Genomic DNA, 13,225 nt, shown 5'->3' with positions numbered 1-13,225 from the left:
ACCGCTTTCGCGAGCAAGCCCGCTCCCACATTTGGAATGCATTTCAAATGTGGGAGCGGGCTTGCTCGCGAAAGGGCCCTATCAGGCGCCGAGAAACCCGGCCACCTTCACCGCCGCAGCCTCCAGATGCTGCTCATGACTGAACCCCGAAGCCTTCAACGGCTTCAAATCATGATCCCCCGCCACCAGCCACATCACCTCGATGCTCGGCGACAACACGTACCCTTCCACCGCCGCTCGATTGCCCAGCGCATCCCGCTCGCCCTGCACAATCAACGTCGACGTCTTCAGCCCGGCCAGATGCTCGGTCCGGGGTTTCTCCGGCTTGCCCACCGCATAAAACGGATAACCCAGGCACACCAGCGCATCCGCGCCCAGTTCATCCGCCAGTAAACTGGCCATCCGCCCGCCCATGGACTTGCCGCCAACGGCCAGTTTCCCAGCGACATGACGTCGCACCTCGGCATACACCTCACGCCAGCATTCCAGCAGTTTCGGGGCTGGATTGGGTGGGCGTTTGCCCCCGTCCACACGGCGCTGGGCCATGTAGGGAAACTCGAAGCGCAACACGTTCACGCCATGCCCGGCAAGGCGTGCAGCCATGTCGTTCATGAAGCCCGAGTCCATCGGCGCACCCGCGCCGTGGGCCAGGATCAACGTCGTGGGCGTACGCGCGATAGACCCTGTGGCGACATCCCACAACCAGCCGCGTTCCCGCACACACTGCGCCCATTGATCCCCGTCAATACTGGCCTTGTGCTCTTTGCCCATGCTTGCCTCGCTTTTTAGTCTGCCTATAACTCCAGCCCAAGTGCCGCACTTGCTTGGGTTGAACCGTGGATGGGGAACCATGAACACTACTTTAAGTACCGCCTATAACTACAAGGTGGTCCGCCAATTCGCCATTATGACGGTGGTGTGGGGCATCGTCGGCATGGGGCTCGGGGTTTTTCTCGCTGCCCAGTTGGTATGGCCCGAACTCAACTTCAATTTGCCCTGGACCAGTTTCGGCCGCTTGCGCCCGCTGCACACCAACGCGGTGATCTTTGCCTTTGGCGGTTGCGCGCTGTTTGCCAGCTCCTTCTACTCGGTGCAACGCACCTGCCAGACCCAATTGTTCGCGCCAAAGATCGCGCAGTTCTGCTTCTGGGGCTGGCAGCTGGTGATTGTGCTGGCCGCGATCACCTTGCCGCTGGGCTACACCAGCTCCAAGGAATACGCCGAGCTGGAATGGCCGATCGACATCCTGATCACCATCGTCTGGGTGGCCTATGCCATCGTGTTCTTCGGCACGGTGATGAAGCGCAACACCAAGCACATCTACGTCGGTAACTGGTTCTTCGGTGCGTTCATCATCACCGTGGCCATCCTGCATATCGTCAACAACCTGGAAATCCCGGTCAGCCTGACCAAGTCCTACTCGCTGTACGGCGGTGCGACGGATGCCATGGTGCAGTGGTGGTACGGGCATAACGCGGTAGGCTTTTTCCTCACCGCCGGCTTCCTGGGGATGATGTACTACTTCGTGCCGAAACAGGCCGAACGCCCGGTGTATTCCTATCGCCTGTCCATCGTGCACTTCTGGGCCCTGATCACCCTGTACATCTGGGCCGGCCCGCACCACTTGCACTACACCGCGCTGCCGGACTGGGCACAGTCCCTGGGCATGGTGATGTCGCTGGTACTGCTGGCACCGAGCTGGGGCGGGATGATCAACGGGATGATGACCCTGTCGGGCGCCTGGCATAAGTTGCGCAGCGACCCGATCCTGCGATTCCTGGTGGTTTCCCTGGCCTTCTACGGCATGTCGACCTTCGAAGGGCCGATGATGGCGATCAAGACGGTCAATGCCCTCTCCCACTACACCGACTGGACCATCGGCCACGTACACGCCGGGGCGCTGGGTTGGGTAGCGATGATCTCCATCGGCGCGCTGTATCACATGATCCCGAAAATCTTCGGTCGCGAGCAGATGTACAGCCTCGGCCTGATCAACGCGCACTTCTGGCTGGCCACCATCGGCACCGTGCTCTACATCGCCTCGATGTGGGTCAACGGCATCGCCCAGGGCCTGATGTGGCGTGCGGTCAACGAAGACGGCACCTTGACCTACTCCTTCGTCGAAACCCTGGTGGCCAGCCACCCAGGCTTCATCGTGCGACTGGTGGGCGGGGCGATCTTCCTCAGCGGCATGTTCCTGATGGCTTACAACACTTGGCGCACCGTGCGTTCGGCACAACCCGCCGAAGTCGCCGCTGCGGCGCAGATGGCCTGAGGAGTCGATGATGAAACACGAAACCATTGAAAAGAACGTCGGCCTGCTGATGCTGCTGATGGTGCTCGCCGTGAGCATCGGTGGCCTGACCCAGATTGTGCCGCTGTTCTTCCAGGATGTGACCAACAAGCCGGTGGAAGGCATGAAGCCCTACACCGCGCTGCAACTGGAAGGCCGCGACATCTATATCCGCGAAGGCTGCGTACAGTGCCATTCGCAGATGATCCGCCCGTTCCGCGCCGAAACAGAGCGTTATGGCCACTACTCGGTGGCCGGTGAAAGCGTGTGGGATCACCCGTTCCTGTGGGGCTCCAAGCGTACCGGGCCGGACCTGGCCCGCGTCGGCGCGCGCTACTCGGACGACTGGCACCGCGCGCACTTGTACAACCCGCGCAACGTGGTACCGGAATCGAAGATGCCGGCGTACCCATGGCTGGTCACCGCCCCGGTCGACAGCAGCCACACCGAGACCAAGCTCAAGGTGATGCGCACCCTCGGCGTGCCGTACACCGACGACGACATCGCCGGTGCCGTGGCCTCCCTCAAGGGCAAGACCGAGATGGACGCGCTGGTTTCGTACCTGCAAGTGCTCGGCACTGCCATCAAGAGCAAGAGGTGAGCCATGGGATTTGAATTCGATGCTGGAACCATCCGCGGCCTTGGCACGCTGGTCGTGGCCATCGCCTTCATCGGCCTGTCGCTGTGGGTGTTCAACTCCCGGCGCAACGCAGAGTTCGCCGAGGCGTGCCTGCTGCCGTTTGCCGATGAACCGCTACCGCCAACCCCCGACGCTCAAGAAGAGCCTGCAACAAGGAGCAACCGGCCATGACTACCTTCTGGAGTACATGGATCTGTGTACTGACCCTCGGCAGCCTGATCGGCCTGACCTGGCTGTTGATCGGCACCCGCAAGGGCGAGACCAAGGGCAGCGTGGACCAGACCATGGGCCACGCCTTCGACGGGATCGAGGAGTACGACAACCCGCTGCCACAATGGTGGTTCATGCTGTTCGCCGGCACCCTGGTGTTTGCCGTCGGCTACCTGATCCTCTACCCGGGCCTGGGCAACTGGAAAGGCGTGTTGCCGGGCTATGAAGATGGCTGGACCCAGACCAAGGAATGGGACAAGGAAATGGCCAAGGCCGACGCCAAATTCGGACCGATCTTCGCCAAATTCGCGGCCATGCCGGTGGAAGAAGTTGCCAAGGACCCGCAGGCGCTGAAAATGGGCGGCCGCCTGTTCGCCTCCAACTGCGCGGTGTGCCATGGCTCGGACGCCAAGGGCGCCTACGGCTTCCCGAACCTGGCAGACAACATCTGGCGCTGGGGCGGTTCGGCGGATGCAATCAAGATGACCATCATGAATGGCCGTCATGCCGCGATGCCGGCCTGGGGTGAAGTGCTGGGTGAGGACGGTGTGAAGAACGTCGCAGCCTATGTGCGCCATGAATTGGCAGGCCTGCCGCTGCCGGCGGACAGCACCGCGGATGTCGCCGCGGGCCAAGTGGCATTCAGCACCACCTGTGTCGCCTGCCACGGGCCGGAAGGCCATGGCGTGGAAGCCATGGGCGCGCCGAACCTGACGCAGCCAGGTGGCTTTATCTACGGCACCAGCCTGGCGCAGTTGCAGCAGACCATTCGCCACGGCCGCCAGGGCCAGATGCCTGCGCAGGAAGTACTGCAAGGCAATGACAAGGTGCACCTGCTGGCCGCCTATGTTTACAGCCTGTCCCACAATGCTGATGGCGCAACGCCTGACAGCCAACCCGAGTAATCCTGCACCACCCAAAAGCCGCGCCTGATTCAGGCGCGGCTTTTTTGCGACCCATTGTCGCACCCTTCCGATCGCTGACTTTCCCCTCCTGCCATTCGGGTCTACGCTTGTTTGCACAGTGGACTGGCATTGGCCGGTCGACGGCCGACTTGCACTCGATGGGTTGAAACATTTCTGCTCGATGACAGGCGCAAAGGCTGGTACTTACCGGCTGTCGTGCCACTGGCCATTCGTCACCCGAGCTGCTTGTTTACACACACTCAGTTACAAGTACCTTCGACCCGTTTAAAATCCTGTCCAAGTCGTCAGCTTTTAACCCTGAATTTTGTCCTTACGCCAAACATGGAAAGGGCGCAGAATCTGGTTTGGAACGCATTGACGCAGGTCACCTTGCGTTGCAATGGAATCTTGCTTTCTCCATACTTGCGACCGTTTTTTACCCTATAAAAAAACTAAACCGTGGAACCTTAGAATGAGCACAGCAATCAGTCCGACTGCTTATAACTATAAGGTAGTCCGCCAGTTCGCCATCATGACGGTGGTCTGGGGGATCCTTGGCATGGGGCTCGGCGTTTTCATTGCCTCGCAACTGGTTTGGCCAGAGTTGAATTTTGGCCTGCCATGGACGACATTTGGACGCCTGCGCCCGTTGCACACCAACCTGGTGATTTTCGCCTTCGGTGGATGTGCACTGTTTGCCACTTCTTACTACGTCGTGCAGCGAACCTGCCAAACGCGACTGATTTCCGATGCACTGGCGGCCTTTACCTTCTGGGGTTGGCAAGCGGTCATCGTGGGCGCGATCGTCACCCTGCCGCTGGGCTACACCACCACCAAGGAATACGCCGAGCTGGAATGGCCGATCGCCATTTTGCTGGCGATTGTCTGGGTGACCTACGCAGTGGTGTTCTTCGGCACCATCGTCAAGCGCAAGACCAAGCACATCTATGTCGGCAACTGGTTCTACGGGGCATTTATCCTGGTGACGGCGATGTTGCATATCGTCAACCATGCGTCCTTGCCGGTCAGCTTCTTCAAGTCCTACTCGGCCTACGCCGGTGCGACGGACGCAATGATCCAGTGGTGGTACGGCCACAACGCCGTAGGTTTCTTCCTCACCACCGGCTTCCTGGGGATGATGTACTACTTCGTGCCGAAACAGGCCGAGCGTCCGATCTACTCCTATCGCCTGTCCATCGTGCACTTCTGGGCCCTGATCACCCTGTACATCTGGGCCGGTCCGCACCACCTGCACTACACCGCATTGCCGGACTGGGCCCAGTCCCTGGGCATGGCGATGTCGATCATCCTGCTCGCGCCAAGCTGGGGCGGCATGATCAACGGCATGATGACCCTGTCGGGCGCCTGGCATAAATTGCGCACCGACCCGATCCTGCGGTTCCTCGTGGTCTCCCTGGCGTTCTACGGCATGTCGACCTTCGAAGGCCCGATGATGGCCATCAAGACGGTCAACTCGCTGTCCCACTACACCGACTGGACCATCGGCCACGTACACGCCGGCGCCCTCGGTTGGGTAGCGATGATTTCCATCGGCGCGCTGTACCACATGATCCCGAAACTGTTCGGCCGTGCGCAGATGCACAGCGTCAGCCTGATCAACACCCACTTCTGGCTGGCCACCATCGGTACCGTGCTCTACATCGCCTCGATGTGGGTCAACGGCATCACCCAGGGCCTGATGTGGCGTGCAATCAACGATGACGGCACCCTCACCTACTCCTTCGTCGAAGGGCTGCAAGCCAGCCATCCGGGTTACATCGTGCGCGCCCTGGGCGGTGCGATCTTTGCCAGCGGCATGCTGTTCATGGCCTACAACGTGTGGCGCACCGTGCGTGCCTCCGACCCTGTAGAAGCCGAAGCCGCTACCAAGATCGCCGTTGTGGGAGCTCACTGATGAAGCATGAAGTAGTCGAGAAGAATATCGGCCTGCTGGCCTTCTTCATGGTCATCGCCGTGAGTATCGGCGGCCTGACCCAGATCGTTCCGCTGTTTTTCCAGGACGTGACCAACAAGCCGGTGGAAGGCATGAAGCCGCGCACCGCCCTTGAACTGGAAGGCCGCGACGTCTACATCGCCAACGGTTGTGTCGGCTGCCACTCGCAGATGATCCGCCCGTTCCGCGCCGAAACCGAACGCTACGGCCACTACTCGGTCGCCGGTGAAAGCGTGTGGGACCACCCATTCCTGTGGGGTTCCAAGCGTACCGGCCCGGACCTGGCCCGGGTCGGCGGTCGTTACTCCGATGACTGGCAGCGTGCGCACTTGTACAACCCGCGCAACGTGGTGCCCGAATCGAAAATGCCGGCGTACCCGTTCCTGGTCGAAAACAAACTCGACGGCAAGGACACCGCCAAGAAGATGGAAGTCTTGCGCACCCTGGGCGTGCCCTACACCGACGAAGACATCGCCGGCGCGGCAGCGGCCGTGAAGGGCAAGACCGAAATGGACGCACTGGTGGCCTACTTGCAAGGCCTTGGCACCATCATCAAAAGCAAACGGTGATCTGGATGGATATCGGGATGATTCGAGGCCTGGGCACCGTTGTCGTGATGGTGGCCTTTATCGGCCTGGCCTTGTGGGTGTTCAGCCCCAAGCGCAAGTCGGAGTTTGAAGACGCGACGTTGCTGCCCTTCGCGGATGATCCCGAAGCCATCAAGCACGTCGTGGAAGCGTCTAGGAGTAACAAAGAATGACTACGTTCTGGAGTCTGTACGTCACAGTCCTCAGTCTGGGTACCATTTTCGCCCTGACCTGGCTGCTGCTGTCGACCCGCAAGGGCCAGCGCGCCGAGCAAACCGATGAAACCGTCGGCCACTCGTTCGACGGCATCGAGGAGTACGACAACCCGCTGCCCAAATGGTGGTTCATGCTGTTCGTCGGCACCATCATCTTCGCCCTCGGTTACCTGGCGCTGTACCCTGGCCTGGGCAACTGGAAAGGCCTGCTGCCGGGCTACAACTACCTCGACAACGACAAGCAAACCCCATTTGCCAATGGCCAGACCGGCTGGACCGGCGTGCACGAATGGGAAAAGGAAATGGCCAAGTCAGACGCCCGGTTCGGGCCGATCTTCGCCAAGTTCGCCGCCATGCCGATCGAAGAAGTGGCCAAGGACCCGCAAGCCTTGAAGATGGGTGGCCGCCTGTTCGCCTCCAACTGCTCGGTGTGCCACGGTTCCGACGCCAAGGGTGCCTACGGCTTCCCCAACCTGACCGACGCCGACTGGCGCTGGGGCGGCGACCCGGCCACCATCAAGGAAACCATCATGAAGGGCCGCCACGCGGTGATGCCGGCGTGGGCCGAAGTCATTGGCGAGCAAGGCGTGGCCGATGTGGCCGGCTTTGTGGTGACCAACCTCGATGGCCGCAAATTGCCGGAAGGCGCGAAGGCAGACGTGGCCAACGGCGAGAAACTCTTCGCCGCCAACTGCGTGGCGTGCCACGGTCCCGCCGGTAAAGGTACACCGGCCATGGGCGCGCCTGACCTGACCCACCCTGGCGCGTTCATCTACGGTTCGAGCTTCGCGCAACTGCAGCAGACCATCCGTTATGGCCGTCAAGGCCAGATGCCTGCGCAGGAGCAGTTGCAGGGCAATGACAAGGTGCACTTGCTGGCGGCCTATGTTTACAGCCTGTCCCATGGAGACAAGGCAGCTGAGGAGCAGTAAGCATTAAAACCAAAAAGCCCCGCGCAGCCAATGCTGCGCGGGGCTTTGGTAATGGGGCATTGGTGGAACTCAACTTACCCCGAGGACGAGGCGTTACCGTTCTTCATGCACTTGGTCCATTCTTTTAATAGCAGCGTTGATCGCCCCCCGATCAGCCGATTTAGACCAATCCGTCAGTCCTAACTGTGCCACTAACTCAGGACGACTCAAGATTTCCCGCGCGACCATCGCTTCATCTGGGCCGCGATCATGACGCGTCCCATCCGCGATGTTCTTCAGTGAAGCGTAAGTCACACCCTCCCTGCGATCAATTCCACCCCAACCGCGCTCCGGGTAATAGGTGTCATATTCATTCAGGAGCTTTTGCGCCAGTTCTTTATCACTCATCGTGGCCAGGGGAAACCCCATATTCTGACCCACGGTTATGATACTTTCACGATCGATTTTGCCATCGTGCTTATGCTTTCCGTACCCATCGAGTTTCTCCATGAGTACAGGATTTTCCAGCAGCGAACGGGCAAAATTCATGTCGTCACTGCTGTAGCCACTCTGCGCAGAGGCATACGCAACCTGTCGTAGAGAGTCGCGGGTGATGTAGTCTGGTTGCGCAGGGTCGGCATACTTATCAAAGTTTCTGAGTAGACGGTCGGCCACCCGATAATCATTCCAACTACTGAATTGCTCTACGCTGATGCCAGAGGATACTGGCAGCGTCGAAGCCGATGGTGGAACGGCTCCAACATTATGCGTGTCATTAGCACGTTGAATGGTCATTGGTTTCCTCGATTTGAATAACGTCAAAACAAAATAAATTTATCGGCGCGCAAGAGACCTAGGCATAACGTTCAACAATTGCTCATCAAAGGTTTCATCGTGGTAACGCTGCGCGCTGCTACAAAACATTGCCGAACACTGATCCAGACTTGATCTCAACGTCGGCATTTCCTGCGTGGCAATAACGCGATCAGCGTTCCTACAACAAACGTTTCATTCTGTGTAAACAAAGGCTCGTTTGGGCCTAAGAACTGTTATCGCAGAAGCGTCAGCTTCCTAACCAATCGTTGTAGGTTATTTAACAGCGCAAAAAGCAGTTATAAAAACGCCACCACACCGGCCCGTAGACCTCTCCTGATTTACTTACTCACCACCAGGAAGTCGCAAGGGAAACGGCAAGGTGCACTTGCTGGCGGCGTATGTTTCGGACTGTCCCATGGGAACAAGCCGCCAGACGCCGTGTGAGGAAAAGCGATGAAAAAAACGGCCCCGCCAGTGGAGATTGGCGGGGCCGTTTTGTTTTCAAGTCGAAAAAGTCGTCACCACCAGCAACGCATCTACATTTGAGATTGATCAAGAAAACCGCAGGTAGTAACGTGACTACATTCGTACTCCATACGGAGGTTAGCCCCCATGACTATCACCACCATTTCCAGCCGTGAATTCAATCAAGACACAAGCGGAGCCAAAAAAGCCGCCCGCCAAGGCCCGGTTTTTATCACTGACCGGGGCAAGCCTGCCCATGTACTGCTAAGCATTGAGGACTACCAAAAACTGACAGGCCTCAATGCCGACATCGTTGACCTGTTGGTGATGCCAGAAGCGGCAGATATCGAGTTCGAAACCGAACGCGCCGTGATCACTCATCGACCCGTGGACTTCACTTGATGTATCTACTCGACACCAACGTCATCTCTGAACTGCGCAAACCCCAGGCCGATGCCAAGGTCGTCGCCTGGGCCAAAAGTGTCATCGCGCCACGGATGTATATTTCAGCCATTACCTTGAAGGAACTGGAAACAGGAGTCCTGCGAATGGAGCGGCGTGATCCCGCCCAGGGGAAGGTTTTGCGCACATGGCTCAAGCGCCATGTCATACCGGCGTTTGATGCCAGAATCCTGCCGATTGATGCAGCAGTTGCCCTGCGCTGTGCCAGCTTGCATGTGCCAGACCAAGCCAACGAAAGTGACGCGCTGATCGCTGCAACCGCGCTGGTTCATGGGCTGACAGTGGTCACGCGCAACACTGGCGACTTTCAATCCAGCGGCGTCGCGCTGATCAATCCATGGGACGAATGACCGGTAAGGCTAAAAAAACCGTCCATACTTCACAAGTCAATTGACCCAGATCACGTACACCATCAATTGATTTCCCCCAACGCGACCAAAGGTCGCACCCGTCGAAGGGTATCAGGGGCGTATCATTAGGCCACTGCAACACCCCTATTTTGACCCCGGCTGGCACGTACTGGCCGAGGCAAATCTCCACTGCCGTGGGATGCAATGATGAGCAACCAGATTCCGGTACATGACGTTACTCCGCCTGCCAAAAATTCGAATAACACCGTCGATCTCTACGCATCGCGGGAGAAAATCTACACCCGTGCCTTCACCGGCTTGTTCCGCAATCTGCGGATGCTCGGGGGTGCCGGTTTGTTCCTGCTCTACTTCGGCACCGTGTGGCTGAACTGGGGTGGCCACCAGGCAGTCTGGTGGAACCTGCCGGAACGTAAATTCTTCATTTTTGGCGCAACTTTCTGGCCCCAGGATTTCATCCTGCTGTCGGGCATCCTGATCGTGGCGGCGTTTGGCCTGTTCTTCATCACCGTGTATGCCGGCCGCGTCTGGTGCGGCTACACCTGCCCGCAAAGCGTGTGGACCTGGATCTTCATGTGGTGCGAAAAGGTCACCGAAGGCGACCGCAACCAACGCATCAAGCTGGACAAGGCGCCGATGAGCGCCAACAAGTTCCTGCGCAAGTTCGGCAAGCACAGCCTGTGGCTGATCATCGGCTTCGTCACCGGCATGACCTTTGTCGGCTACTTCTCGCCGATCCGTGAACTGGTGTTCGATTTCTTCACCGGCCAGGCGGATGGCTGGTCGTATTTCTGGGTCGGCTTCTTCACCCTCGCCACCTACGGCAACGCCGGCTGGCTGCGCGAGCAGGTGTGCATCTACATGTGCCCGTATGCGCGTTTCCAGAGCGTGATGTTCGACAAGGACACGATGATCGTTTCCTACGACCCGCGCCGTGGCGAAGTCCGTGGGCCGCGCAAAAAAGGTATCGACTACAAGGCCCAGGGCTTGGGGGACTGCATCGATTGCACGATGTGCGTGCAGGTGTGCCCTACCGGCATCGACATCCGTGACGGCCTGCAGATTGAATGCATCGGCTGCGCGGCCTGCATCGACGCCTGCGACAACATCATGGACAAGATGGAATACCCGCGCGGGCTGATCAGCTACACCACCGAGCACAACCTGTCCGGGCAGAAAACCCATAAGCTGCGCCCGCGCCTGATCGGTTATGCCCTGGTGCTGCTGGCGATGATCAGCCTGTTGGTGGCCGCCTTCTTCGTGCGCTCGCTGGTGGGTTTCGACGTCAGCAAGGACCGCGTGCTGTACCGCGAAAACGCCGAGGGCCGGATCGAAAACGTCTACAGCCTGAAGATCATGAACAAGGACCAGCGCGACCACACCTACGTGCTTGACGCCGCAGGCCTGCCAGACCTCAAGCTGCAAGGCCGGCGCGAGATCAAGGTAGCGGCCGGAGAAATCTTCAGCATGCCGGTGGAGTTGTCGAGCGCACCGGAGCAACTGCCGTCGAGCACCAACGAGGTGAAATTCATCCTCAGGGATGCCGATGACGACAGCGTCCACATTGAAGCCAAGAGCCGATTCATCGGCCCACAAGTCCGTTAATAGAGAGCCGAACAATGCCCGCAGCTACTGCCGCAAGCCCCTGGTACAAGCACCTCTGGCCCTGGATCATCATTGGGATCCTGACCTGCTCGGTGACGTTGACCTTGTCCATGGTGACCATCGCGGTGAACAACCCCGACAACCTGGTCAACGACAACTATTACGAGGCCGGCAAAGGCATCAACCGTTCCCTGGACCGCGAACTGCTGGCCCAGACTCTGCAACTGCGGGCCAAGGTGCACCTGGACGAGTTGACCGGCGAAGTCGAATTGCACCTGACCGGCAACAGCGGGCCCGGCACCCTGGAGCTGAACCTGATTTCGCCGACCCAGCCGGAGAAGGATCGCAAGATCATCCTGACCCGCAGCGACAGCGAACCCGGCCGCTACATCGGCCAGGTGACCGACAAGGTCGAAGGCCGCCGCTTCGTCGAGCTGCTGGGGGTGGAAGGCGACCGGACCTGGCGTATGTTTGAAGAAGAACAGGTCAGCCATGACAAGGACTTGCTGCTGGGCGACGAGCCGCTGCAGGGTGCTGAAGACCTGAAAAAATAGAGCGTCACCTGTTTGATCGTTCCCACGCTCTGCGTGGGAATGCATCCCGTGACGCTCCGCGTCACAAGAGCGGACGCGGAGCGTCCAGCGAAGCGTTCCCACGCAGAGCGTGGGAACGATCATCGGAACTGAGCCATGACCACCCCGATCCCCTGCTACCACTGCGCCCTGCCCGTGCCGCCCGGCAGCCGGTTCACTGCCGTGATCCTCGGCGAGCCCCGCGAGCTGTGCTGCCCGGGCTGCCCGGCGGTGGCCGAGGCGATTGTCGCCGGTGGCCTGGAAAGCTATTACCAGCACCGCAGCGAAGCCTCGGCCAACCCCGAGGCGCTGCCGGTGCAACTGGTGGACGAGCTGGCGCTGTATGACCGTGCCGATGTGCAAAAGCCTTTCGTGCGCCACGACGGTGACCTGTCGCAAGCCACACTGTTGATGGAAGGCATCAGTTGCGCCGCCTGTGGCTGGCTGATCGAAAAACACCTGCGCAGCCTGCCCGCCGTGGCCGAGGCACGCCTGAACCTGTCCAACCACCGCCTGCACGTGCGCTGGGCCGACGGGCAATTGCCCCTGAGCCAACTGCTCGGCGAGTTGCGCTACATCGGCTACGCCGCCCACCCGTATCAAGCCGACCGTGCCGCTGAACAACTGGCCAGCGAAAACCGCCGGGCCCTGCGTCAACTGGGGGTGGCCGGGCTGCTGTGGTTCCAGGCGATGATGGCGACGATGGCCACCTGGCCGGAATTCAATATCGACCTGAGCCCGGAGCTGCACGTGATCCTGCGCTGGGTCGCGATGTTTCTGACAACGCCCATCGTGTTCTACAGCTGCGCGCCGTTTTTCAAGGGGGCGATGCGCGACCTGCGCACCCGCCACCTGACCATGGATGTTTCGGTGTCCCTGGCCATTGGCGGTGCCTACCTGGCCGGAATCTGGACCGCCATCACCGGCACCGGCGAACTGTATTTCGATGCAGTCGGCATGTTTGCCCTGTTCCTGCTGGCCGGGCGTTACCTGGAGCGTCGCGCCCGGGAACGCACGGCGGCAGCCACTGCGCAGTTGGTCAACCTGTTGCCAGCCTCGTGCCTGCGCATGAGTGCCGACGGGCAAAGTGAACGGATCCTGCTCAGCGAACTGGCCCTGGGCGACCGGGTACTGGTGCATCCGGGGGCGGTGCTGCCGGCAGACGGCATCATCCTCGACGGCCAGTCGAGCATCGACGAATCGCTGCTGACCGGCGAGTACC

15 protein-coding genes are annotated in these 13,225 nt (G+C 59.7%); 13 read left to right on the top strand and 2 right to left on the bottom strand.

Going from position 1 to position 13,225, the window contains the following annotated elements:
• Positions 1-81: 81 nt before the first annotated feature.
• Positions 82-771, bottom strand: a complete 690-nt coding sequence (locus HX846_RS00190; RefSeq protein WP_087694844.1) for an alpha/beta family hydrolase — start codon at positions 769-771, stop codon at positions 82-84.
• A gap of 79 nt (positions 772-850) precedes the next feature.
• On the opposite strand from HX846_RS00190, the gene ccoN (HX846_RS00185) reads away from it, so the two are divergent.
• From ccoN (HX846_RS00185) to ccoP (HX846_RS00150), 8 genes are all read left to right on the top strand, one after another.
• A complete protein-coding gene (ccoN, locus tag HX846_RS00185; RefSeq protein ID WP_003219009.1) occupies positions 851-2,275 on the top strand; it encodes a cytochrome-c oxidase, cbb3-type subunit I in 1,425 nt (474 codons plus the stop codon).
• A 10-nt stretch (positions 2,276-2,285) separates the two neighbouring features.
• A complete protein-coding gene (ccoO, locus tag HX846_RS00180) occupies positions 2,286-2,894 on the top strand; it encodes a cytochrome-c oxidase, cbb3-type subunit II (protein WP_003219010.1) in 609 nt (202 codons plus the stop codon).
• Positions 2,895-2,897: 3 nt separating this feature from the next.
• The gene (locus tag HX846_RS00175) at positions 2,898-3,104 is read left to right on the top strand and encodes a cbb3-type cytochrome c oxidase subunit 3 (RefSeq protein ID WP_003219012.1); all 207 of its coding nucleotides are present in this window, start codon (positions 2,898-2,900) and stop codon (positions 3,102-3,104) included.
• Positions 3,101-4,048, top strand: coding sequence for a cytochrome-c oxidase, cbb3-type subunit III (gene ccoP, locus HX846_RS00170; RefSeq protein ID WP_003219014.1), 948 nt, complete (start codon positions 3,101-3,103; stop codon positions 4,046-4,048). Before HX846_RS00175 ends, ccoP (HX846_RS00170) begins: the two co-directional genes overlap by 4 nt.
• 472 nt (positions 4,049-4,520) lie before the next feature.
• Positions 4,521-5,963: a cytochrome-c oxidase, cbb3-type subunit I gene (gene ccoN, locus HX846_RS00165; RefSeq protein ID WP_003219015.1), complete on the top strand. Its 1,443-nt coding sequence runs from the start codon at positions 4,521-4,523 to the stop codon at positions 5,961-5,963.
• Positions 5,963-6,571, top strand: a complete 609-nt coding sequence (ccoO, locus tag HX846_RS00160) for a cytochrome-c oxidase, cbb3-type subunit II (RefSeq protein ID WP_003193167.1) — start codon at positions 5,963-5,965, stop codon at positions 6,569-6,571. Before ccoN (HX846_RS00165) ends, ccoO (HX846_RS00160) begins: the two co-directional genes overlap by 1 nt.
• 5 nt (positions 6,572-6,576) lie before the next feature.
• Positions 6,577-6,762 (top strand): CcoQ/FixQ family Cbb3-type cytochrome c oxidase assembly chaperone, encoded by a 186-nt coding sequence (locus HX846_RS00155; RefSeq protein WP_008437575.1) that lies wholly within the window; start codon positions 6,577-6,579, stop codon positions 6,760-6,762.
• A complete protein-coding gene (gene ccoP, locus HX846_RS00150; protein ID WP_003219020.1) occupies positions 6,759-7,736 on the top strand; it encodes a cytochrome-c oxidase, cbb3-type subunit III in 978 nt (325 codons plus the stop codon). The genes HX846_RS00155 and ccoP (HX846_RS00150) overlap by 4 nt, the downstream gene beginning before the upstream one ends.
• A 93-nt stretch (positions 7,737-7,829) precedes the next feature.
• On the opposite strand, the gene HX846_RS00145 is transcribed toward ccoP (HX846_RS00150), so the two are convergent.
• Entirely contained in the window at positions 7,830-8,510 is a 681-nt protein-coding gene (locus HX846_RS00145) for a hypothetical protein (protein WP_023659084.1), read from the bottom strand.
• A 633-nt stretch (positions 8,511-9,143) separates the two neighbouring features.
• Here HX846_RS00145 and HX846_RS00140 point away from each other — a divergent pair.
• The 5 genes from HX846_RS00140 to HX846_RS00120 form a co-directional block, all read left to right on the top strand.
• Positions 9,144-9,398: a type II toxin-antitoxin system Phd/YefM family antitoxin gene (locus HX846_RS00140; RefSeq protein WP_003219024.1), complete on the top strand. Its 255-nt coding sequence runs from the start codon at positions 9,144-9,146 to the stop codon at positions 9,396-9,398.
• Positions 9,398-9,808, top strand: coding sequence for a type II toxin-antitoxin system VapC family toxin (locus HX846_RS00135; protein ID WP_003219026.1), 411 nt, complete (start codon positions 9,398-9,400; stop codon positions 9,806-9,808). Before HX846_RS00140 ends, HX846_RS00135 begins: the two co-directional genes overlap by 1 nt.
• Before the next feature lie 207 nt (positions 9,809-10,015).
• Positions 10,016-11,431, top strand: a complete 1,416-nt coding sequence (gene ccoG, locus HX846_RS00130) for a cytochrome c oxidase accessory protein CcoG (protein ID WP_003219028.1) — start codon at positions 10,016-10,018, stop codon at positions 11,429-11,431.
• 14 nt (positions 11,432-11,445) lie between these two features.
• On the top strand, positions 11,446-11,985 hold the full coding sequence (locus tag HX846_RS00125; protein WP_008437568.1) for a FixH family protein: 540 nt from the start codon (positions 11,446-11,448) through the stop codon (positions 11,983-11,985).
• Positions 11,986-12,120: 135 nt separating this feature from the next.
• The coding region (locus HX846_RS00120) for a heavy metal translocating P-type ATPase metal-binding domain-containing protein (protein ID WP_178964774.1) at positions 12,121-13,225 on the top strand (1,105 nt) is incomplete at its 3' end.

The sequence above is a fragment of the Pseudomonas sp. K5002 genome, from assembly GCF_013386655.1.
GTDB lineage: Bacteria > Pseudomonadota > Gammaproteobacteria > Pseudomonadales > Pseudomonadaceae > Aquipseudomonas.
Note: the sequence above shows the minus strand (reverse complement) of the source record. Positions and strands in the feature narration are given on the sequence as shown.